Here is a 20,120-nt window from a genome sequence, read left to right as displayed (position 1 = left end):
ATCTGAAAGACGAACAGTGACCAGCCGGAGTTGAAGGATGACCATCACCATCACGGCCTTCGAACGTTCCCCCGATCGCGGCCGGGGCATGGCGCGCGACATGCGGGTCCGATGGGCTCTCGAAGAGGCAGGTGTGCCCTACCAGGTCAGGCTCCTCTCCTTTGAGGAAATGAAACAGCCCAGCTACCTCACTTCGCAGCCCTTCGGACAGATACCGGTTTATGAAGAAGACGGCCTCACTCTCTTCGAATCCGGGGCCATCATCCTGCACATCGGCGACCGGCACGGCGGCCTCTGGCCCAGCGATGCCCATGGCCGTGCCCGCGCCATTGCCTGGATGTTCGCCGCCCTAAACACGGTCGAACCACCCATCCTCGAACGGGAAATGCCTAAATATCTGGAGCGCGACCAAAGCTGGTATGCAGCACGCATGCCCCTGTTGGACAGCCGCGTGAAACAGCGTCTGTCGGAACTTTCCAACTGGCTCGGCGACCGCGAATGGCTGGAAGGCGGTTTCAGCGCCGGAGACCTGCTGATAGTCACCGTGCTGCGGAGGCTGACTGGATCAGGGCTGCTGGAACTCTACCCCAACCTACCGCCCTATATCGCGCGCGGCGAAGCCCGCCCCGCCTACCAGCGCGCCTTCGCCGATCAGCTCGCGGTGTTCAACAAGTCCGAACAGACGGGCTAACCCGCATCCGGCTGCCGATCCGGATGCGCGGCCCGCACAGCAGGCAGCACCAGGGCAGCCTCACCCGCCGCCACCAATCGGGGATAGGGCGACAGATCGACCCCGAACCGCCCGGCATTATAAAGCTGTGGCACAAGATAACAGTCGGCCAATGTCGGCCCGCTCCCATAAGCGAAACCCGCCCCATGCCGCGCGACCATCTGCTCAAGCGGCGCAAAACCCTCGGCAATCCAATGCCTCACCCACTCCTTCACCTGATCCTTGGATGCTTGAAACTGGCTCTGCAATCGGTTGAGGACACGTAGATTGTTAAGAGGATGGATGTCGCAACCGATCAGCGCCGCCATCGACCGTACAACCGCAACCTCATCCGCATCGCCGGGCAGCAAAGGCGGCCCGGGCCACTTGCCGTCGATCCATTCGAGGATGGCCGGGCTTTCGATGAAGGTCCTGCCCTCCACCTCCAAAGCGGGCACCAGGCCATGAGGCGCGATAGCGAGGTAATCGGCGTCCCGCTGCTCCCCCGCGCGCAGGTCATGGCTGACCTGAACATAGTCGACGCCTTTCAGGTTCAGCGCGATGCGCACGCGATAGGCGGCCGACGAACGCCAATATCCGTGCAGGGTGACAGGCGCGTTCATGCGGGCATCACCACGGCCCGACATTCGCCGAAACCGATCGGAACAAAGCCCGGCGCGTCAGCCGTTGCGCGCAGGAAAATCTCGTCGCCGTCCTCGACAAAGGAACGCTTCTCTCCATCAGGCAATATCAGCGGCTCTCGCCCGCCTTCGGTCAGTTCCAACATGCTGCCATAACCTTCCCGTACCGACGCGGAAATCGTGCCCGTACCCAACAGGTCCCCCGCATTGAGGTTGCACCCGTTGGACGCATGATGCGTCACGATCTGGTGGACCGTCCAATACATGTTGCGGGCTGGCCCGGTGCTGAGGCGAAATGGCGGCTGCCCTTTCTCCCGCATGCGCTTCGTCTGGATGAATGCTTCCAGCGTCACGGCCAGCGCTCCATGTCGCTGGTCCGCGTCCGAAGAAAGATAGGGCAGCGGCAGCGGATCACCCTCCGGCCGAACAGGTTGAGCCATGCGGAACGGCGCCATGGCTTCGGCCGTCACGACCCAGGGTGAGATGGTGGACTGGAAATTCTTCGCCAGAAACGGCCCAAGCGGCTGATATTCCCACGCCTGAAAATCCCGCGCAGACCAGTCGTTCAAAAGGCAGAACCCGGCAACATGATCTCCCGACTCCTCGATCGGGATCGGGCTGCCCTGATCATTGCCCGTGCCGATCCAGACGCCCAGCTCCAGCTCATAATCAAGCCGCGCCGACATGCCGAAAACAGGTTCCTCCGCATTTGGCGGCTTGCGCTGTCCGCGCGGCCGCCGCACCGGCACGCCAGACGGGCGGATGGACGAAGCGCGGCCATGATAGCCGATGGGCACATATTTATAATTGGGCAGCAGCGGATTATCGGGCCGGAACTGTCGTCCGACATTGTTCGCATGATGAATGCCCACATAGAAATCGGTGTAATCGCCAATGCGCGCGGGCAGATGCATCGTAACTTCGCCTGATGGATAGAGCATCTGCTCCACCGCCGCACGGTTCGCCGGATCCGAGAGCAACACGCTGATCCGCCGCCGCAACATCCGCCTTCGCTCCGGCGGCAGCGCGAGCATCCGGTTCAGCACCGGCTCCGCGCAAATCTCCTCCCACTCCAAGCCAAACAGCCCCGTTTCCGCGCAAGCCCGCAGGTCGAGGATCATGTCGCCAATCGCCACTCCGATCCGCGCATTCTCCTCACGCGGCGCGAAGACGCCCAAAGGCAGATTCTGGATCGGAAAGTCCCGATGCCCCTGCGCGCTTCCAACCCAACTGGTCAGCGCAGGATCATGAGTCTCATCGCATTCCCACCAGTTCATCAGCGCGGCTCCTCCGGCGGCAAGGGAAGCTGCGCCTTGGCAAAGCCCTTCCAGCAGCCGTCATAATCGTGCTGAAGCAGCGGCGTCTCCATCGCCCATCTGGTCGGCGCATATGGCAGGCGGCTTTCGAACATGAACGCCATCATCGCGTCTGTCTTCACCGGGGCGAGTTCAGCTGAAACCGCCCTGCCATGGCTTTCGACGTCCGGCCCATGCGCCGACATGCAATTATGGAGCGACGCGCCGCCGGGCATAAAGCCTGACGCCTTGGCATCATATTCCCCTTCGATCATGCCCATAAATTCGCTCATGGCATTGCGATGAAACCAGGGCGGCCGAAATGTGTCCTCCGCCACCATCCATCGCGCCGGAAAGATGACGAAGTCGACATTCGCCGTGCCGGGCGTATCGCTCGGCGACGTCAGAACCGTGAAGATCGATGGATCGGGATGGTCATAGCTCACCGTTCCCATCGTGTTGAATCGGCGGAGGTCATAGCGGAACGGCGCAAGATTGCCATGCCATGCGACCACGTCGAACGGGCTATGGTCCGCCCTGCTCGTCCAGAGCGACCCCATATATTTCTGCACAATCTCGAAAGGCCGCTCGACATCCTCATAGGCCGCGACCGGCGCTTCAAAGTCCCGCGCATTGGCAAGCCCGTTCGATCCGATTGGCCCAAGTTCGGGCAAGCGAAACGCCGCCCCATGATTTTCGCAGACATATCCCCGCGCTGTCGCGTCGAGCAGCTCGACACGAAAGCGCACGCCTCTCGGTATCAAGATCATGTCCAATGGCGCAGCCGTCAGGACACCCATTTCGGTAACGATCCGCAATGCCCCTAACTGCGGCAGGATCAGCATCTCTCCATCAGCGGAAAAGAAGGCCCGGTCGATCATGGACCGATTGGCAGCGAACATATGAACGGCGCAACCCAATCCCTGCACTGCGTCGCCATTCACCGTATAGGTAATCAGCCCATCGATGAAATCAGTCGGCGCTTCCGGCATGCCCAACGGGTCCCACCGCAATCTGTTCGGCGACAGGAGGCTGTCAGAATGCGGCCCGGATCGCAAAAGCCGCGCACCTTCATATGGCTGATACGGACCATGCTCCGCCGAAGGTCGCATCCGGTAAAGCCAGCTTCGCTGGTTCTGGTGCCGTGGCGCCGTGAAAGCCGTGCCCGAAAGCTGTTCGGCATAGAGGCCATAAGGCACATGCTGAGGCGAATTGCGCCCAATCGGCAGCGCCCCCGGCACCGCTTCCGTCGAATGGACATTGCCGAAACCGCAAAGCGTCATGTCAGCCTCACTCATCAACAGTGATCACGCCGCGCCGTATCTGGTCCAACTCAATACTTTCGAACAATGCCTGAAAATTGCCGTTGCCGAAACCTTCATTGCCTTTCCGCTGGATGATTTCGAAAAAGATCGGCCCGAACATATTCTCCGTGAATATCTGGAGCAATATGCCCTCCCTCTCCACATCACCGTCGATGAGTATCCGGTTCTTCCGCAACCGCTCCAGATCCTCGCCATGTCCGGGTACGCGTTTGTCGACCAGCTCATAATAGGTGTCGATCGTATCCTGCAACCGAACGCCCCGCGCCCGCAGCTTTTCCACCGTCGAGTAAATATCATCCGTGGTAAGCGCCAAATGCTGGATGCCCTCTCCATGATATTGGCGGATGAATTCCTCGATCTGGCTCTTGTCGTCCTGGCTTTCATTCAGCGGAATTCGGATCGCCCGATCCGGCGCAATCATGGCCTGACTCAATAACCCGGTAGCTTGTCCCTTGATGTCGAAGAATTTCTGCTCTTCGAAATTGAAGAGGGTGCGGTAGAACTGGCTCCACACCCGCATATGTCCCCGCCGCACATTGTGCGTCAGGTGATCGAGCATATCGAGACCCACATTGTTGGCAGCTTCCGCCCACCGCCATCCGGGGAACTCCGCCCAATTCTCATAAAGATCTTCGCCGTCCCTGACGAAGTAGAGGTACGATCCGCCAATCCCCTGAATGACCGTATCATCCTCCTCGGTCGGCTGCGCGCCATGTTCAAGCGCCCACGCCATCGCCGCCTCGGGATCGGCCACGCGAAAGGCCATGGCACTGGCCGACGGGCCATGCTCGCCGCGAAACGCGGCCACCCGCCCCGCATCGTCCCGGTTCAGCATCAGGTTGATGCGACCTTGTTTATACCGCGTGATGTTCTTGGAAGGATGACGATGCGTCGGGACAAAGCCCAACTGCTCGAACTGCGCCGCCATTGAATCGGGGTCTGGCGACGTGAATTCGACAAATTCAAATCCGTTGAGGCCCAATGGATTATCAGCCATGTCCGTCACTCTCTTTTCCTTGATCTTGCATAATCCTGCGTCCCCCGGCTGAAGACATGGTCCTGAGGGATGATTTCGTCCGCCTCTATCTCCCCCTCTTGCTTCAACTCTTCATAAAGCGGGGCGAAGTCCATCTCGACTGTCTGGCGCAGCAGGTCATCGAAGCTGTCGATGACGAAATAGGACTGTTGATAATCATCGATCCGATATTTGGTGCGCATGAGCCGCTTCAGGTCGAAATCGATCCGATTGGGCGATGGATCATCCAGCGCAAACAGGGACTCGCCATGGGAAGACACGATCCCCGCACCATAGATTTTCAGTTCTGGCCCCTCGCGCATCAGGCCGAACTCAACAGTATACCAATAAAGGCGGGCCAGCTTCTCGATCGCACCCAGACCATCCGCGCGCAGCCCGCCCTCGCCATAGGCCTGCATGTAATCGGCGAAAACCGGATGGGCGAGCAGCGGCAAATGGCCAAACACGTCATGGAAAACGTCCGGCTCCTGCAAATAATCCAGCTGGTCAGGTCTGCGAATGAAGCGTCCCGCCACAAAACGCCGGTTTGCCAGATGCTCGAAGAACGTTCTGTCCGGCACCAGTCCCGGCACCGCGACCACTTGCCAACCAGTCCGCTTCATCAACCTTTCGGACAATTCCCCGAAGTTGGGAATGCCAGGCTTCGCGATGCGGAGAATATCCAGACCGTCGGTAAATTCCTTCACCGCACGGCCAGGCAGCAGGGCAGCTTGCCGGGCGAACAACTCATCCCAAACGGCATGCTCCTCGGGCGTATAGCTTTCCCAGTCCTGAGAAATCGTCCAATCCTCCGCAGCGCCTGCGGGGCGTTCGATGGTTGAAGCGGCCATCCGGAGGTTATGACACGGCCCTAATGTAAGGGGGTTCCAATTTCGCGCAAAATGGGTGAATTTAGGAAACATAGCCATCACATTAGGGCACAATATGAAAGATTTTCGTCAGATTGATGAGATCGACCGCAGGATCATCTCGATTCTTCAAAAGGATGCCACGGTCAGCCATGCCGAGCTGGCCGAACAGGTTGGCGCCTCCACCGCATCATGCTGGCGCCGGATCAAGGCACTGGAAACGACCGGCATTCTCACCGGCGCAGTCCGCCTCGTGAACCCGGAAAAGGTCGACCGCGGCGTCAATGTACTCTGCAACATCCGGATGCGCAGCCACGCTCGCGACGCACGGCAGGCGTTTGAGGATTTCGTGGATAGCCACCCGGAGATTGTGGAGTGCTTCTCCATGTCGGGCGAGTGGGACTATCTGCTCCGCATCGTGGTTGCCGACGTGGCCGACTATAATCTGTTCCTGATGCACACATTGCTGGGCCATCCGTCCGTCGCCAGCGCCGCATCACATTTTGCCCTGTCGATGACCAAATATACGACCGCGCTGCCCGTGTGATCAGCAGGTAGCGGCCTGCAACCGTCAGGAGCGTCGCGTCCGCCTTCTCGGATAAGACGGGACGCTTTTTGGTGGGCAGTCGGGCCTTGCGCTTGACCGTCGATCAAGCCAAGCAAGGGTCATGCACCAGGGAAAAAGGCAAAGCGGCGCAGGTCGGCCGCGCGCGGCAGAGCTTCAAGAACGCGCGGAAGCCTTGCTCGAAGTGGCCGAACAGGCGTTGATAGAACTGGGCTATGAACGCGCCACCCTGACATTGATCGCCCGGCGCGCGAGCGTTTCCAAAAAGACCATCTACGCCAAATATGGCGGCAAGCCCGGACTGTTGCGGGCCGTGCTGGACCGGATTGCCGACCGGAACATGGCCGCCGATCTCGGCCTGCTCGATCGCGACAATCCCGTCGAGGGCCTTTACGAATGGGCACGCATGATCATGCGCAGCACCCGGACCAGGGCCGCGCATGCCGTCACCGCGATCAGCATGCGCGAAGGACTGCGCTTCCCGGAATTCCGCGATGCGATGGAAGAGGCGCGGACCCTGCGCCAGCAGGCCCCGCTTCGTTCCTATCTGGAACGCCTGCAAACACGGGGCCTTATCCGCCCCGTCGATTGCGAAGAGGTAGCGTCGATGTTCCTGTGGATTTTGTCTCAGGACATGGTCGATGCCGTTTCCGCGGGCACGGCCGAACCGCTGACCGACGAAGAAGCCGATGCAAAGGCGCTACGCGTGGCAGAATTGATCGCGCAGGGATTGATGCCCAAAGCGGAAAACGCCTGATCCTTTTAGGTTGTGTGGGGATTCAGTTCAGGGCGAGGCGAAAATGGTGAATTTCGAGAACCGGCGCGCAGCGTACTTCAGTACGTGAGCACCGGAAGCGCAGAAAGTCGCCATTTGCAGGCCGCCATGGGCTGAATCCCCACACACCCTAAAGCGCAATAAGGAGCGGCCTTGGCCGCCCCTCGTCATTACCGCTCAATATTGACGGCCAAGTCCACCATCATGATAGATGGATGCCCCAGTCACAAAGCGTGACTCGTCCGACGCCAAATAGACAAAGGCATGGGCCGTATCTTCCGGGAAGCTTTCAATGCCCAGCGGACACATGTTCACCAGCTCCTGAATACCTGCCTGCGCCGACTCATAGAGGCCAAGCTTTACATATCCCTCATAGCCTTCCTTCAGCAGCGGCGTCGTCGTCTGCCCCGGATGCACTGAATTGACCCGGATGCGCTTGGGGCCAAATTCGATCGCTCCGCACATGGTCAACATGCGCTGCGCCGCCTTCGACACATGATAGCTCAGATTATGGGCGTTGGGCATGTGGGACGCCATCGACACGGTATTGACGACCGAACCACCACCCGGAAAGCGGTTCACGGCATCGGCCAGAGCAGGCGCGCAATGCTTCATGCCCAGAAAGCCGCTGTCGTGATTGACGGCCATGACCTTGCGCAGGTCCTCCAGCGACGTGGCCTCGATACCGCCATGGATGGAAATACCGGCATTGTTCACCAGCACGTCGATCGCACCGAATTCCGACACGACCGTCGATACCAGCTTGGCCCAGTCCGCTTCCAACGTCACATCCTGCGTGACGAGCTTGAACCGGCCCGCACCATGCTTTCCGTCCATCTCGTTGCTGACGGCTTCGTCGGTGCGAAGATCGGTGGCGATCACCGCGCGCGCACCTTCCCGCAGGAATGCGTCACATACCGCCACGCCGATATTACCCTGACGGCCTGCTCCCGTTACGATCGCGACCTTGCCTTCCAAACGCGCCATTGTTCCTCATCCTTTCCATATTTCACAAAATGGGTATCGGTGAGTTCCATAACGAGTCAAGGCGAGAGTAGCGATTTCAAGCCATGACAGGATGCGCCAGACCGATACCATCAGGCCGAGCCGAGTTTTTGACAGCCGCGTGCCGGGAGCGCATGGACATCCTATGCAACTCGCCCATTTCGACATCGACATTTTCCTCCGCGACTATTGGCAAAAGCGCCCGCTGTTGATCCGCAATCCGTGGAACGGCTGGCACAATCCGCTCGATCCGGACGAACTGGCCGGACTTGCCTGCGAAGAGGGCGTGGAGTCACGGCTGATCACGCGACAAGCTGTTCAACTGACGATGGAAAGCGGCCCCCTGCCGGAAGCGCGCTTTGGTGAACTCGGAACCGGGCCGTGGACGCTGCTGGTGCAGGCGGTGGATCACCACGCCCCCGGCGTCGCGGCCCTGCTGGAACCCTTTCGCTTCATCCCCGACTGGCGCATCGACGATGTGATGGTCAGCTACGCCACGAACGGGGGCGGCGTAGGGCCTCATTTCGATCAATATGACGTCTTTCTGGTACAGGGCCTGGGCAAACGGCGCTGGCGCGTCGGGTCGGCATGCAGTTCAACGACACCTTTGCTCCCGCATGACGATCTACGCCTGATCGCCGATTTTGAAGCGGAGGGTGACTGGATTTTGGAACCCGGCGACATTCTGTACGTGCCACCCTGCTTTGCGCATGATGGTGTGGCGGTTGGTGATGATTGCATGACCTATTCGATCGGGTTTCGCGCGCCTTCCCGCGCCGACCTTGTCGAAGGCTGGTGCGCACATCAGGCGGACGGCATGGCGGAGGAGGATCGTTATGCCGACCCCGACCTCACCCTACAGTCCAATCCGGGAGAAATCACCGCGCCTGCGCTCGACCGGCTGCATGCGATGGTGATGGAGGCGCTGGCCGATCGCGATGCCTTTGCTCGCTGGTTCGGGCAGCATAGCAGTGCGCCTAAATATTCCGATGCCGATTGGCGGCCCGATGAACCGATCGCGGCCGAAGATGTACAGGCATGGCTTGCCCAAGGAGCATCGCTCCGGCGCAACCCGGCCAGTCGTTATTCGTTCATCCGGCAGGGAACCTCGGTCCTGCTTTTCGTGGACGGCCATTGTGTCGATTGCGGTGCCGACACTGCCTCGCTCGCCGAACAGCTCTGCTCAAACACCATGGTCGCGGCCAATCCGAACCTTGCGCAAAACCCCGGCGCGGTCGGCCTCATCAAGACACTGATCGATCAGGGCAGCCTCGCCTTCGATGAGGAGGATTGAGCAATGGCCCTCATCCTCTTCAACAAACCCTATGGCGTGCTGTGCCAGTTTACCGATGAAAGCACCGGCCCCCCACGGCCGACACTCGCGGCGTTCATCGACAGGCCGGGCGTCTACCCTGCCGGGCGGCTCGACCTCGACAGTGAAGGGCTGCTGCTGCTGACCGATGACGGGCGGTTGCAGGCGCGTATCGCCGACCCCCGGTTCAAGACGCCGAAGACCTATCTGGTTCAGGTGGAGCGCGATCCCGGCGACGCGGAACTGGAGGCGCTGCGACGCGGGGTCAAGCTGAAGGACGGGCTCACCCTGCCCGCACTGGTGGAACGCATCGACCCGCCCGCCCTATGGCCGCGCGATCCGCCGGTACGCTTCCGCAAGAGCGTGCCCGACTGCTGGCTGCGCCTAACGATCCGCGAAGGGCGTAACCGGCAGGTCCGCCGGATGACGGCTGCCGTCGGTCACCCCACCTTGCGTCTTGTCCGTTGGAAGATCGGGGACTGGTCGCTGGACGGCATTGATCAGGGACAATGGCGGGAGGCATGATCTCCCGCAGGCCACTCAGCCTTCGATCAGCCGTTTCAACGCCTTGAGATCGCGGTTGACCCATCGGATGTCGGCCGCGAACCGTTCATCATCCATGCCCGGCTGGCGAAAAAGCGTCAGCATGACTTCCGCGCCTTCCCCATTTTGCACGACCCGCAAGGGGACATGGACCTGATCGCCACCTCCCAGATCCACCTGATGATCCATCACGCCCAAATCATTATGGGGGGTGAAGCGGATACGGATCGGCCCCTCCGGTCCATCGGCCAGCCAGCCATCCCCATCTTCGCGCAAACCCGATTCCGCAAGGCCAGAGGCCCATTGAGGGAAAAATTCGGGACGCCACATCCTTTCGTAAAGAGCCCGCCATTCCTGATTGATCGACACGCTGAAAGTCCGGGCGGGTAACACTGCTGCCTCCTGTTATGATGTAACGGGAACCCCTTTAGCCTTTTTCATCACGTCCCGGAAAGGCCGCAAAGCTTGCCGACCCAGGAACTTAACGCCGCGACGATGCCTTCCTTCGCCGCACATCCTGCCTTCCCAGCGGATCGGCAAAGCGGAAAATGACCGCCTTCTCTCTTGACGGCTCGATTTACCCGCGCAGGGAGAATGCATGACCTATCGCCGGATCAGTTCGACACGCCTTTGCATCCTCGCCCTTGCCACCTGCATGGCGTCCGTCGCCGCGTCTGCGGCAGACCCGGCGCCCTTCGACCTCCCCGGCCCCGAACTGCTGGTGACCGTCAGTCGCGCAGGGCGAACCCTGCCGATCGGGCAAGTACCCGCATTGGCGTCGGGCGATGTCGTCAGGATCGAGGCCAATCTCCCCGAAGACCAGTCGATCCGCTACCGTCTGGTGTCGGCATTCCTGCGCGGCGTCACCAACCCGCCGCCCAAAAGCTGGATCTCCAGCGCGGAAACATGGCAGAGCAAGGACCGGAAAAGGGTACTGAAACTGACCGTGCCGGATCATGCGCGTCAGCTGGTGTTGTTCATGGTGCCCGATACCGGCGGCGACCTCAGCACCATTTCCGATGCCATCCGTGGCCGACCCGGCGAATTCGTGCGCGTGACGCAGGACATCAACAAGGCTTCGCTGGACCGGAGCAGGCTCAACGCCTTCATCCTGGGCATCCGATCGCAGGAAAACAGCCACCCTGAATATCTGAGGACCGTCGCGCCGATCCTGTCCTCAAGCCTTGCCGTCAAACTAAACCCCGACTGCCTGGCGAAAATCGTCGAGTTCCAGGCCGCCTGCCTCGTCGAAAATCGTGACAGTCTGGTGCTGGGCGACATTCACAGCAATTCGCTCACCGAAACCATCATAGGCGCTCCTACCGACCTCGCCCTGCAATTCAGCGCGACGCGGGAAGGCGGCTATGGCTTTTATAGCCCCTATATCGGCGTGGTCCGCGATCTTGCGCGCATATTCGGCGCGTTCAACAATCCGGAATTCAACTATCTGCCCGCGCTCGGCATTCAGAATGGCAAGTCCGTGTCCTTGTTGCTGAACAGCGCGCCGTCCTTCCGCAAGCCCAAGTCTGTGCTCGTGGCGGCCTTGCCCGCGATCGAGAAGAATGTTCCCCCGCCCCTGCGCCGGAGCAGCGACGCTCCCATCTGCGGCTCCCGGCCGGGAGCCGTCCTGGGCGTCGATGGCGCGCCGCTGGTCTTTGCCACCGACTATGCTCACAACATGGTCTTGCGGCTGACAGGCAAGGACGGCCACATGGTCGAAGCACCGCTAATCGCGCGGGCCGACAGGGGCGGCTACATATTCGCGCCTTCCTTCAAGGTTGATGACTTGAGCGGGCCGATGAAGGGTCGATTGCACGGCCACTGGGGTTTTGAATCCTTTGACGGGCCGGAATTCGCGCTCCAATTCCCGCAAGCGGGCAGCTTGCAACCCTCCGCCAATCAGCGCCTCATAGCGGGAAAGAATGACAGGCTGCGGCTGACCGGCCCCACCACCGCTTGCGTGAAGAATGTTTTCGTCCAGCTGCCGGAAGGGCGGAGCGTCGCGGCAAAGTGGCAGGCATCCGGCGACGACGCCATTGCCATCGACATGCCCCTGTCAAACGTCACAACGGCAGGCAATGTGATCGTCGCGATCCAGTCGTTCGGCAGGGAAAAGCCCGAATTGCTGACCATCCCGGTCGAGGCGGATCAAAGCCTCTCCCAGCCGCCTCCCCCTCTATAATGCTGGCAAGATGCGCGGCCGGTGATAAGGCGCGCTTTTCCTCAAGCGCCACGGCGCATCAATAACGGATCGAATGGCATGAAGACCAAGCACTGCCTTGAAGCAAATGATGTAAAGGCAATCCTCGCCGCAGCAGAAGCAGAGGCTTTGGCCAATGGCTGGGCCGTGACCATCGCTGTCGTCGATGACGGCGCGCATCTGCTTGGCCTCATCCGTCTGGATGGCGCCGCCGCCAGCACCGTGAAGATGGCAGAGGCGAAAGCATCGACATCCATGCTCGGCCGCCGGGAAACGAAGGTCTATGAGGACCTGCTGCTCAACGGCCGCGTTTCGATGCTGTCCGCGCCCGGCATGCCCGCCATGCTCGAAGGTGCCGTGCCGATCGTCATCGACGGCGATTATGTCGGCGCAGTGGGTGTTTCCGGGGTCAAGTCGGATCAGGACGCCCAGATCGCGCGCGCCGGAATCGCCGCGATCCTGCCGCAAGACCAGACATAAGGCTCAAGCGCCGCGCGACTCTGGCTACCCATTTTTGCACAGCCCCTGCTCCGCGCCGCCACCAACATGGCTGGCGCGCGTTGAAACGTCATTCGATGCTTCGAATGTAGGAGCCTGCTCTGGAAAATCTTGCTGGCTGGGTCGCGCCCATTGCGACCATGATCGCCGCGATGATGACCGCCGCCAATCTGGGCGCGCGCGTCACCGGCTGGGGTTTCGTCGTGTTCACCTTTGGATCGATCGCATGGTCGGTCGTCGGCCTATCGTCCGGGCAGACGAACCTCGTCGCCACAAATGGCTTCCTCACCTTCGTCAACCTGATCGGCGTGTGGCGATGGCTCGGTCGCCAGCGCGCCTATGAGGATGGCGGCAAGTCGGCCGCGCAATCCAGCCGCCGATCGCCCTACCCGACCCTCTTTACGGCCACCGGCATCGCGGGCCTGCCGGTCGCGGCATCCGATGGCCAGACAGTCGGCAAGGTCGTCGAGGCCCTCGTCACCTGTGAAAGCGGCAAGGTCAGCTATGTCGTCATCAGCGCCAGCGGGGTGGGAGGCATCCATGAAGTCCTGCGCGCCGTGGCCCGTGACGACATCCGCTTTTCCTGCGACCGCTTCATTCTCAATCGGGACAGCGCCTGGTTCGAAGCATTGCCGCCGCTACAGGACGGAGATTGGCCAGCCGCGCCCGCCGAACTGCCCCAGGGCGATGCGGCATGAGCGAAGCATAAGTTGCACTCCGCGAACCGCCGTTCGTCGCAAATCCGTTGCTTTGGCCCCAACTGATCGCGAATAGCAGGAGAAAGGGAATAAAAGAGGGGCAAGGGTCCATGAAGGTCAGGATATTCGCATGCGTGGCCGCGCTCGGCGCCGCGCTGCTTCCAGCGGTTGCGCTCGCGGACGATCCGCATGACCCCACCATGCGCAGCCCTGCCGCGCGGGCACGTGACCGGGCGATCATCCGGCAGATGAACCAGCAGCAGCTCGCCTATGTTCGCGACCGCGATGCGCGGATCATGCGCGACTATCGCCGTGCAAAGAGCGGTGGCGAAGGCTATGCCGATGCTCGCGCGGATTATGATCGCCAGATGGCGTCCTGGCGGCGCGCCGTCGCGGCCTGCAACGCGGGACGTTGGGAATATTGCGACAATTAAAGGTGCATGATCCCGACGCCCGTTCGAATTGAGCGGTGAGCGAGGGACTCAAACCCTCATCGCACGTTCAATCCCAATTCGCTGAGCAATTGCCCCGCCTGCTCCCGCGATATGGTCGCGCCACGAAAGCGGGATGCGTCCTCCAGCCTTATGCCGCCAAGGTCAGCACCGCGCAGGTCCGCGCCTTCGAACCGCGCGCCGGTCAGCAGCGCCTCCCGCAGGCTGCAATCCTCGAAGGAAGCCATGCGGAAATCGCATTTGCGTAGGTCCGCCTGAGAAAAATCGACCCGTGCGAGCCTTGCCTTCATAAAGGAACGCCCGGTCAGCTTCGCGCCGATCAGCAGCGTTTCTTCGAAGTGGATGTCTAGCGCCCGAACATCCGACAGGTCGGCGCCCGTAAGCTTGCAGCCGAAAAAATACGCCGCTTGCAACGTGCTACGCTTCAGCAAGGCGCCATTGAGATCGCTGTTGGTAAAGCGCACTTCATCAAGGTCACAACCCGTGAAATTGGCCGAAGCAGCGCGGCACGACTGCCAGTCACTGCGATCAAGTTTTGCGCCGGTGAAATTGGCGCGTCGCATGTCGCATTGTTGAAACGACCATTGGGACAGATCCAGATGCGACAGGTCCGCACCCTCGATCACGCACCCGACCAGCGAATGCGGCGTGCCTATGAGCGTTTCAATATCCTGGCGCGCCAAAGTCTGCCCGCGGATCACCTGGCTATCACTAACATGCTGCATCTGGATGCTGTTAGACATGATCTCCCGGGCAGACCAGCTATGCTAGAGCTGCGCTTCCCCGCCATCGACGAAATAATCCGACCCCGTCACATAGCTCGCCTCGTCAGACAGCAGGAACAGGGCGACGGCCGCTGCTTCCTGCGGCGTTCCAAGGCGACCCAGCGGGTTGCTCCCGGCCATCTGCTGTTCGACCGCGGCAACATGCTCTTCGGGCAGACCGAGGCGGTTGAAAAAGTCGGTCGCGATCGGTCCGGGGCTCAAGGTGTTCACGCGGATGCGGCGCGGGGCCAGCTCATAGGCAAAGCCTCTTGCAAGCGAGCGGACGGCCCCCTTTGTGGCGCCATAAAGGGCGCTTGCGGGGAGCCCCTTGTCCTTCGCGACGGATGCCGTGATCAGGATTGATCCGCCGTCGCGGATCAACGGTGCCATCGCCTGCGTCCCGAAAATCGGCCCGCCGACATTCAGATCCATAAGGTTCCGGTAAAGCTCGGCGCTGATATGGCCGAGCGGCGCGCCTGCACCGACGCCTGCGTTCAGGAACAGGCCATCGACCTTGCCGAACAGACGGGCAGCTTCCTGCGCAAGAGCTTCGGCGGCTTCCGGACGGGATGCGTCATTTTGCAGGGTGTGCACGCCGGGCAACTGCGCCGCGACGTTGTCCAGTCTTTCCCGGTTCGATCCGGTGATCAGCACCGATCCGCCCTCCTCCATGATCCGCTGGGCCGCGGCGAGGCCGATCCCGCTGGAACCGCCGGTGATCACGACGGACTTGTCCCTAAACCTCTGCATGCCTCTTTTCTCCATTCGACAATCTGTTCTGATCCATGGCTTGCCATCTGGCGGAAAAGCCGATCGCGAAGTTGGACGCGGCCGGGCCGCCGATCAACAAGGATATTTCCCTTGCCGATCAACTGGCGTTCACGATCTCGTAACCCATACGTAAATTGACAGACGAGGCCAAACCCTTATTCCTAGCATGATACAAGAGTGGGAGAGGTCAGGATGTCGGGCGGCTTTAACATCGGGGATAGGATGGCGCCCGACACCACTCTTCAGCCGGTTGCCGTCACGCGCGGGCGTGGGCGACCTCCCCGGCTGTCGCGCGGCACGATCATCCACGCGGCACTGGTCCTGCTCGACGAAATGTCGATCGACCGATTTTCCATGGGCCTGCTCGCAAAGAGCCTGAAAGCCGGGGTCATGACCCTTTACAATTACTTCCCCAGTCGCGACGATCTGCTGATCGCCGTCGCCGACGAAATATATAGCCGGTTCGATTACCCGGCAAAGGGCGCGCCCTGGCAGGACGAAATCCGGCAATGGTTGTGGGCAACGGAGGATCTGTTTCAGCGCTATCCCGTTGCGATGAAGCTCAGCCTGTGGGATGGCCATGCGTCACCGGGCTGGTTGCGCACATGGATACCTGTGGTGGAATTGATCAGCGCGCAAGGGCTGACCGGCCCCGACCTTGCCTTTGCGGTGCGGTGGTTCACGACATCGGCTCTCGGCTTCATCACGTCCCAGCCGCCTCCTCCGGAGCACAACAACCAGCGGACGACCGCGCATATCCATGCCCTGACGGCCTATGAGGCTGCGTTGTTGCAGGGTCTTCAGCACGACCTGCTGCAGGTCGATCGGAAAGCGGCCCTCACCTACGGCTTCACCCACATCATAGTCGGCCTGGAACGCATCATCGCGGAGGCAGCGAACGCGCAATCGGAAATGACGGGAGAATGACTTTGAGCAACGCAGACGACACGCGATTCGGCTTCACAAAGCTGATCGTGGAGGATGAGGAAGCCATGGCCGCCTACTACGGCGCGGTGTACGGGCTCAACAGCCTGCACCGCGTGGAATCGGGCGATCCCGCCGTTATGGGCCGCCTGCGCGAAGTGATTATGGGTCCAGGTGAAAGCATGGGCGCAGAATCGTTGACGATGATCAACTTTTTAGATAGGCCTGCTCCACGCGACCGGGAAGTGATCCTTGGATTCATCACCACGGACCTCGACGCGCTTGCCGAACGGGTGCTCACGCACGGCGGCAGGCATGTCGGCTTGGTTCGCGAAATGCCCGAACATGGCGTGCGCGTCCTGTTCACCAGCGACCCTGAAGGACGGTTGAGCGAGAATGTGGAGATGATGGCGAGATAACGGCAGGGCGACATCGCCCCCGCGTCCCCAACAGACCCCCAGCTCTCATGGAGAGACATATGGATATGAGAACGAAGACTTTGCCGAACATGCTTGACAGTGGCAGCCGCCCCCTTCCGCTGGCTGATGGCCCCGAACTGCGCGCAGCGCTGAAGGCGGCCAATCTCCAGACCCTGCTGATGGTGTATGTGCACCTGACCCATGATGAATCGATGCTTCAGACCTTCCAGGTCCACATTCATCCCCCTTACACCAACCCCGACTATGTAATCCCGCAGGACTGCATCGACGACCTGCACGAAAAGCTGGTCCATGTGCTGACGACGCCGGGCGCGGCGAAGTCCGAAGATCCGCCAATCGAACTGATGCAGAAGATGATGAGCATCGGCGTCGGCGAACCGGTAACTGACGAGTTCGTTCCCATGGTCATGGAGCAGGGCGGCTTCCACCGCAGCCCCGTGCGCAAGGAACTGTCGGAGCGTACGCCGCCTCCGGCTGACTTCAAGGTGCTGGTCATCGGCGCGGGCCTTACCGGCATTCTCGCCGGGATCGAGCTGGAGCGCGCCGGTTACGATCATGTGATCATCGAGAAGAATGAAGAAGTCGGCGGCACCTGGTGGAAGAACCGCTATCCGGGCGTCGGCGTGGATACGCCCAGCCACTTCTATTCCTATTCCTTCGAAATCAGCCCGGAATGGAACCACTACCACCCGCATGGCGCGGACATGCGCGAATATTTCCGCGCCGTGGCCGACAAATATGACGTCCGCCGCAACATCCGGTTCAAGACCATGGTGCACAGCCTGATCTTCGATCAGGATGAGGCCGTGTGGAACGTCACGGTCGAGGATCTGAACACCGGCAAGCGCGAAGTCATCAAAGCCAATGCCGTGTTCAACGCGTTCGGCACCACCGACCGTTGGAAGCTGCCCGAGATCCCCGGCATCGAAAGCTTCAAGGGCATCATCACCCACTCGGCCGATTATGACGAAAATATCGACCTGAAGGGCAAGAAGGTGGCCGTCATCGGCACCGGCGCCAGTTCCGCGCAGATCGTGTCCACGATCGTCAAGGAAGTCGATGAACTGGTCGTCTTCATGCGCACCAAGCACTGGATGATCAATAATCCCGAAGTGAAGGCGGAAGTCCCCGATCCGGTGAAATGGGCGCTGCGGCACATTCCCTATTACAAGGAATGGTTCCGCTTCCGCGTGTTCTGGTTCGCGGCCGACGGCCTCTATCCCAATGTGGTGAAAGACCCGTCCTACCCCGAAGACGGCATCGCCGTGTCGGCGCTCAATGAAGGCATGCGCCAATATGCCTTGTCGCACATGCATCACAAGCTGGCGGGGCGTCCCGACCTGATCGAAAAGCTGACGCCCGATTTCCCGATCTTCTCCAAGCGCGTCGTGATGGACGCGGGCTGGTACGATGCCCTCGTGCAGCCGCACACGACGCTGGAGACAGCGGGCATCGCCGAAATCCTGCCGAACGGCATCCGCACGAACGACGGCAAGGTCTACGAGCTCGACATCATCATCTGTGCGACCGGCTTCAACGCATCGTCGCTGGTGCAGGATCTGGAGATCAAGGGCCGCGACGGTCATGATCTGGCGGTGGACTGGGCGGACGAGGAAGAGCGTGCTTATATGGGCACGACCATCCCCGGCTATCCCAACTATTTCCTGTCGACCGGCCCGAATATCGGCCCGAACCACGCAGGCGGCCTCAACATCGTCAGCGAATCGCAGGTCCATTATCTGATCGAATGTCTCGATCAGATGATCGCGACCGGCGCCCGCACGATCGAAGTGACGGAGGAAGCCTTCCTGCGCCACAACAAGCGGATCGACGATCAGATGAAGCACATGATCTGGACCCATCCCAAGTCGAAGAGCTACTATCAGAACAGCAAGGGCCGACCCGTTGGTCCCTGGCCGTTCCGCCTCGTCGACATGTGGAATGAGCTGCAGGAACCGATCCTGGAAGATTATAAGTTCGACTGACTGTAAGGCGGGGGAGGCGCGGGGCTGCTTTGCGGCCAGACGCCTCCCTCTCCACATGATTGATCAGGACAGGTGGGGCCTTGACCGGCACCGGGGGGCACCTAAGTTAGGCGCTCGTCGTGCATCATATGAGGGTCGACGCTGATGGACGCTCGCCTTTCCGCCGCCTGTCCTTTTCATCGCGAAGGCGATGACCGCAAGTCAGCCGCCGCCGCCGACGCCGGTGGGACCGTCGATCCCGATATGCGCACCCGCGATTTCGCCGAAGCGCGCGCCATCCTGCGTCACCCGAATGTACGGCAGGCCGGTTTTCTGGCCGAACAAGTCGGCAGGATCGGCAGTGCGACGCGCCAGCCAATCCTGTTCCTCGAAGGCGAAACGCATCGCGTTCAGCGCAGCGCTACCGCCCGTTTCTTCACACCCCGCATCGTCACCACCCACTATCGCGAGTTGATGGTAGAACTCAGCGAAATGCTGGTTTCTCGGTTCGTGAAGGACAAGACCGCCTTCCTCGACCAGCTCAGCCTTGATCTTGCCGTCGCCGTCGCCAGCCATATCGTCGGCCTGACCAACAGCGACCCCAAGGGGCTGGCGCGGCGGCTGGATGTGTTCTTTACCGGCGATTTCCGCCCCCATCCGGGCAAGTTGGCGTCACTGATCAAATTCGTGCAATCCCAATATCGGGTGCTGTCCTTCTATTATCATGACGTCGCGCCAGCGATCCGCGCACGGCGAAGGCAGCGGCGGGACGATGTCATCTCCCACCTTATCGACGAAGGCTATAATGGTCGGGAGATATTGACCGAATGCCTGGTCTATGGCGCCGCTGGAATGGCGACGACGCGCGAGTTCATCGTGATGGCCGCATGGCATATGCTTGAGCGCGAGGATTTGAAGACCGCCTTCCTCACCGCGGATGAAAAGGGGAAGATCGCCCTGCTGGAGGAATTGCTGCGGCTGGAGCCGGTCGTCGGCTATCTCTACCGCCGCATGCCAGCCGACGAGGCGGAAGCAGTGGGCGCCCCTCCCGGTGCTGCCGTCGCCATCGACGTCCGCGCCGCGAACACGGACACAACTGCCTTTGGCGAGCGGCCCTGCGAATTTGTGCCGGGTCGGGAAGTCAGCGCCAAATATGGCAATGCGGGCCTCTCCTTCGGCGATGGCGAACATCGCTGCCCCGGCGCGCAAGTCGCGCTCCAGGAAAGCTGCCTCTTCCTGGAACGCCTGTTGCAGGTGCCGGGCTTGAAGCTCGACCGCGCGCCGACGCTGGCATGGAATCCGCTGGTGACAGGCTATGAACTGCGCAATGCCCTGATTTCCTGCGACTGAGCGAA

22 protein-coding genes are annotated in these 20,120 nt (G+C 60.9%); 13 read left to right on the top strand and 9 right to left on the bottom strand.

From position 1 onward, the window contains the following. The first annotated feature begins 37 nt into the window (after positions 1–37). Complete coding sequence (locus AC6JBC_RS17670; RefSeq protein ID WP_498026763.1) at positions 38–691, top strand: glutathione S-transferase family protein; 654 nt, start codon at positions 38–40, stop codon at positions 689–691. On the opposite strand, the gene maiA is transcribed toward AC6JBC_RS17670, so the two are convergent. From maiA to phhA, 5 genes are read right to left on the bottom strand one after another with little or no spacing between them, the layout of a single operon-like run. Then, on the bottom strand, positions 688–1,332 hold the full coding sequence (maiA, locus tag AC6JBC_RS17665; protein WP_498026762.1) for a maleylacetoacetate isomerase: 645 nt from the start codon (positions 1,330–1,332) through the stop codon (positions 688–690). The two genes, AC6JBC_RS17670 and maiA, sit on opposite strands and share 4 nt — an antisense overlap. Continuing rightward, complete coding sequence (gene fahA / locus AC6JBC_RS17660; RefSeq protein WP_498026760.1) at positions 1,329–2,627, bottom strand: fumarylacetoacetase; 1,299 nt, start codon at positions 2,625–2,627, stop codon at positions 1,329–1,331. The genes maiA and fahA overlap by 4 nt, the downstream gene beginning before the upstream one ends. Then, the gene (gene hmgA / locus AC6JBC_RS17655) at positions 2,627–3,943 is read right to left on the bottom strand and encodes a homogentisate 1,2-dioxygenase (RefSeq protein WP_498026759.1); all 1,317 of its coding nucleotides are present in this window, start codon (positions 3,941–3,943) and stop codon (positions 2,627–2,629) included. Before hmgA ends, fahA begins: the two co-directional genes overlap by 1 nt. Further along, complete coding sequence (gene hppD, locus AC6JBC_RS17650) at positions 3,936–4,967, bottom strand: 4-hydroxyphenylpyruvate dioxygenase (protein ID WP_498026758.1); 1,032 nt, start codon at positions 4,965–4,967, stop codon at positions 3,936–3,938. Before hppD ends, hmgA begins: the two co-directional genes overlap by 8 nt. 5 nt (positions 4,968–4,972) lie before the next feature. Next, entirely contained in the window at positions 4,973–5,836 is an 864-nt protein-coding gene (gene phhA, locus AC6JBC_RS17645; RefSeq protein ID WP_498026757.1) for a phenylalanine 4-monooxygenase, read from the bottom strand. 94 nt (positions 5,837–5,930) lie between these two features. On the opposite strand from phhA, the gene AC6JBC_RS17640 reads away from it, so the two are divergent. Both AC6JBC_RS17640 and AC6JBC_RS17635 read left to right on the top strand, forming a co-directional pair. Beyond that, on the top strand, positions 5,931–6,401 hold the full coding sequence (locus AC6JBC_RS17640) for an Lrp/AsnC family transcriptional regulator (protein WP_498026756.1): 471 nt from the start codon (positions 5,931–5,933) through the stop codon (positions 6,399–6,401). A 121-nt stretch (positions 6,402–6,522) separates the two neighbouring features. Further along, positions 6,523–7,176: a TetR/AcrR family transcriptional regulator gene (locus AC6JBC_RS17635; RefSeq protein WP_498026755.1), complete on the top strand. Its 654-nt coding sequence runs from the start codon at positions 6,523–6,525 to the stop codon at positions 7,174–7,176. 195 nt (positions 7,177–7,371) lie between these two features. On the opposite strand, the gene AC6JBC_RS17630 is transcribed toward AC6JBC_RS17635, so the two are convergent. After that, positions 7,372–8,181, bottom strand: coding sequence for an SDR family NAD(P)-dependent oxidoreductase (locus tag AC6JBC_RS17630; protein WP_498026754.1), 810 nt, complete (start codon positions 8,179–8,181; stop codon positions 7,372–7,374). A 163-nt stretch (positions 8,182–8,344) separates the two neighbouring features. On the opposite strand from AC6JBC_RS17630, the gene AC6JBC_RS17625 reads away from it, so the two are divergent. Further along, positions 8,345–9,493, top strand: a complete 1,149-nt coding sequence (locus AC6JBC_RS17625; protein WP_498026753.1) for a JmjC domain-containing protein — start codon at positions 8,345–8,347, stop codon at positions 9,491–9,493. 3 nt (positions 9,494–9,496) lie between these two features. Next, positions 9,497–10,036 carry a pseudouridine synthase gene (locus AC6JBC_RS17620; RefSeq protein WP_498026752.1) on the top strand — a complete coding sequence of 180 codons (540 nt, stop codon included), beginning with the start codon at positions 9,497–9,499 and terminating at the stop codon, positions 10,034–10,036. A 15-nt stretch (positions 10,037–10,051) separates the two neighbouring features. Here the strand turns inward: AC6JBC_RS17620 and AC6JBC_RS17615 are convergent, their stop codons facing one another. Then, the gene (locus tag AC6JBC_RS17615; RefSeq protein ID WP_460988503.1) at positions 10,052–10,447 is read right to left on the bottom strand and encodes a polyketide cyclase; all 396 of its coding nucleotides are present in this window, start codon (positions 10,445–10,447) and stop codon (positions 10,052–10,054) included. Positions 10,448–10,652: 205 nt separating this feature from the next. On the opposite strand from AC6JBC_RS17615, the gene AC6JBC_RS17610 reads away from it, so the two are divergent. From AC6JBC_RS17610 to AC6JBC_RS17595, 4 genes are all read left to right on the top strand, one after another. Further along, positions 10,653–12,236 (top strand): hypothetical protein, encoded by a 1,584-nt coding sequence (locus tag AC6JBC_RS17610; RefSeq protein ID WP_498026751.1) that lies wholly within the window; start codon positions 10,653–10,655, stop codon positions 12,234–12,236. Positions 12,237–12,314: 78 nt separating this feature from the next. Further along, positions 12,315–12,734, top strand: a complete 420-nt coding sequence (locus tag AC6JBC_RS17605; RefSeq protein ID WP_498026750.1) for a GlcG/HbpS family heme-binding protein — start codon at positions 12,315–12,317, stop codon at positions 12,732–12,734. A gap of 158 nt (positions 12,735–12,892) precedes the next feature. Then, positions 12,893–13,450, top strand: a complete 558-nt coding sequence (locus tag AC6JBC_RS17600) for a PRC-barrel domain-containing protein (protein WP_498026749.1) — start codon at positions 12,893–12,895, stop codon at positions 13,448–13,450. 110 nt (positions 13,451–13,560) lie between these two features. Next, positions 13,561–13,884 carry a hypothetical protein gene (locus tag AC6JBC_RS17595; protein ID WP_498026748.1) on the top strand — a complete coding sequence of 108 codons (324 nt, stop codon included), beginning with the start codon at positions 13,561–13,563 and terminating at the stop codon, positions 13,882–13,884. Between the two features lie 56 nt (positions 13,885–13,940). Here the strand turns inward: AC6JBC_RS17595 and AC6JBC_RS17590 are convergent, their stop codons facing one another. Together AC6JBC_RS17590 and AC6JBC_RS17585 are read right to left on the bottom strand one after the other, a co-directional pair. Further along, positions 13,941–14,645, bottom strand: a complete 705-nt coding sequence (locus AC6JBC_RS17590) for a pentapeptide repeat-containing protein (RefSeq protein ID WP_498026747.1) — start codon at positions 14,643–14,645, stop codon at positions 13,941–13,943. 24 nt (positions 14,646–14,669) lie between these two features. Next, complete coding sequence (locus tag AC6JBC_RS17585) at positions 14,670–15,416, bottom strand: SDR family NAD(P)-dependent oxidoreductase (RefSeq protein WP_498026746.1); 747 nt, start codon at positions 15,414–15,416, stop codon at positions 14,670–14,672. 243 nt (positions 15,417–15,659) lie between these two features. Between AC6JBC_RS17585 and AC6JBC_RS17580 the strand changes: the two genes are divergently transcribed. The 4 genes from AC6JBC_RS17580 (at position 15,660) to AC6JBC_RS17565 (ending at position 20,115) form a co-directional block, all read left to right on the top strand. Beyond that, entirely contained in the window at positions 15,660–16,364 is a 705-nt protein-coding gene (locus tag AC6JBC_RS17580) for a TetR/AcrR family transcriptional regulator (RefSeq protein ID WP_498026745.1), read from the top strand. A 2-nt stretch (positions 16,365–16,366) separates the two neighbouring features. After that, a complete protein-coding gene (locus AC6JBC_RS17575; protein ID WP_498026744.1) occupies positions 16,367–16,780 on the top strand; it encodes a VOC family protein in 414 nt (137 codons plus the stop codon). A 59-nt stretch (positions 16,781–16,839) separates the two neighbouring features. Next, positions 16,840–18,786, top strand: a complete 1,947-nt coding sequence (locus tag AC6JBC_RS17570) for a flavin-containing monooxygenase (RefSeq protein WP_498026743.1) — start codon at positions 16,840–16,842, stop codon at positions 18,784–18,786. Between the two features lie 144 nt (positions 18,787–18,930). Continuing rightward, positions 18,931–20,115 (top strand): cytochrome P450, encoded by a 1,185-nt coding sequence (locus tag AC6JBC_RS17565; RefSeq protein WP_498026742.1) that lies wholly within the window; start codon positions 18,931–18,933, stop codon positions 20,113–20,115. The last annotated feature ends 5 nt before the right edge of the window (positions 20,116–20,120 follow it).

The sequence above is a fragment of the Sphingobium sp. RC1 genome (genome assembly GCF_059738765.1).
Note: the sequence above shows the minus strand (reverse complement) of the source record. Positions and strands in the feature narration are given on the sequence as shown.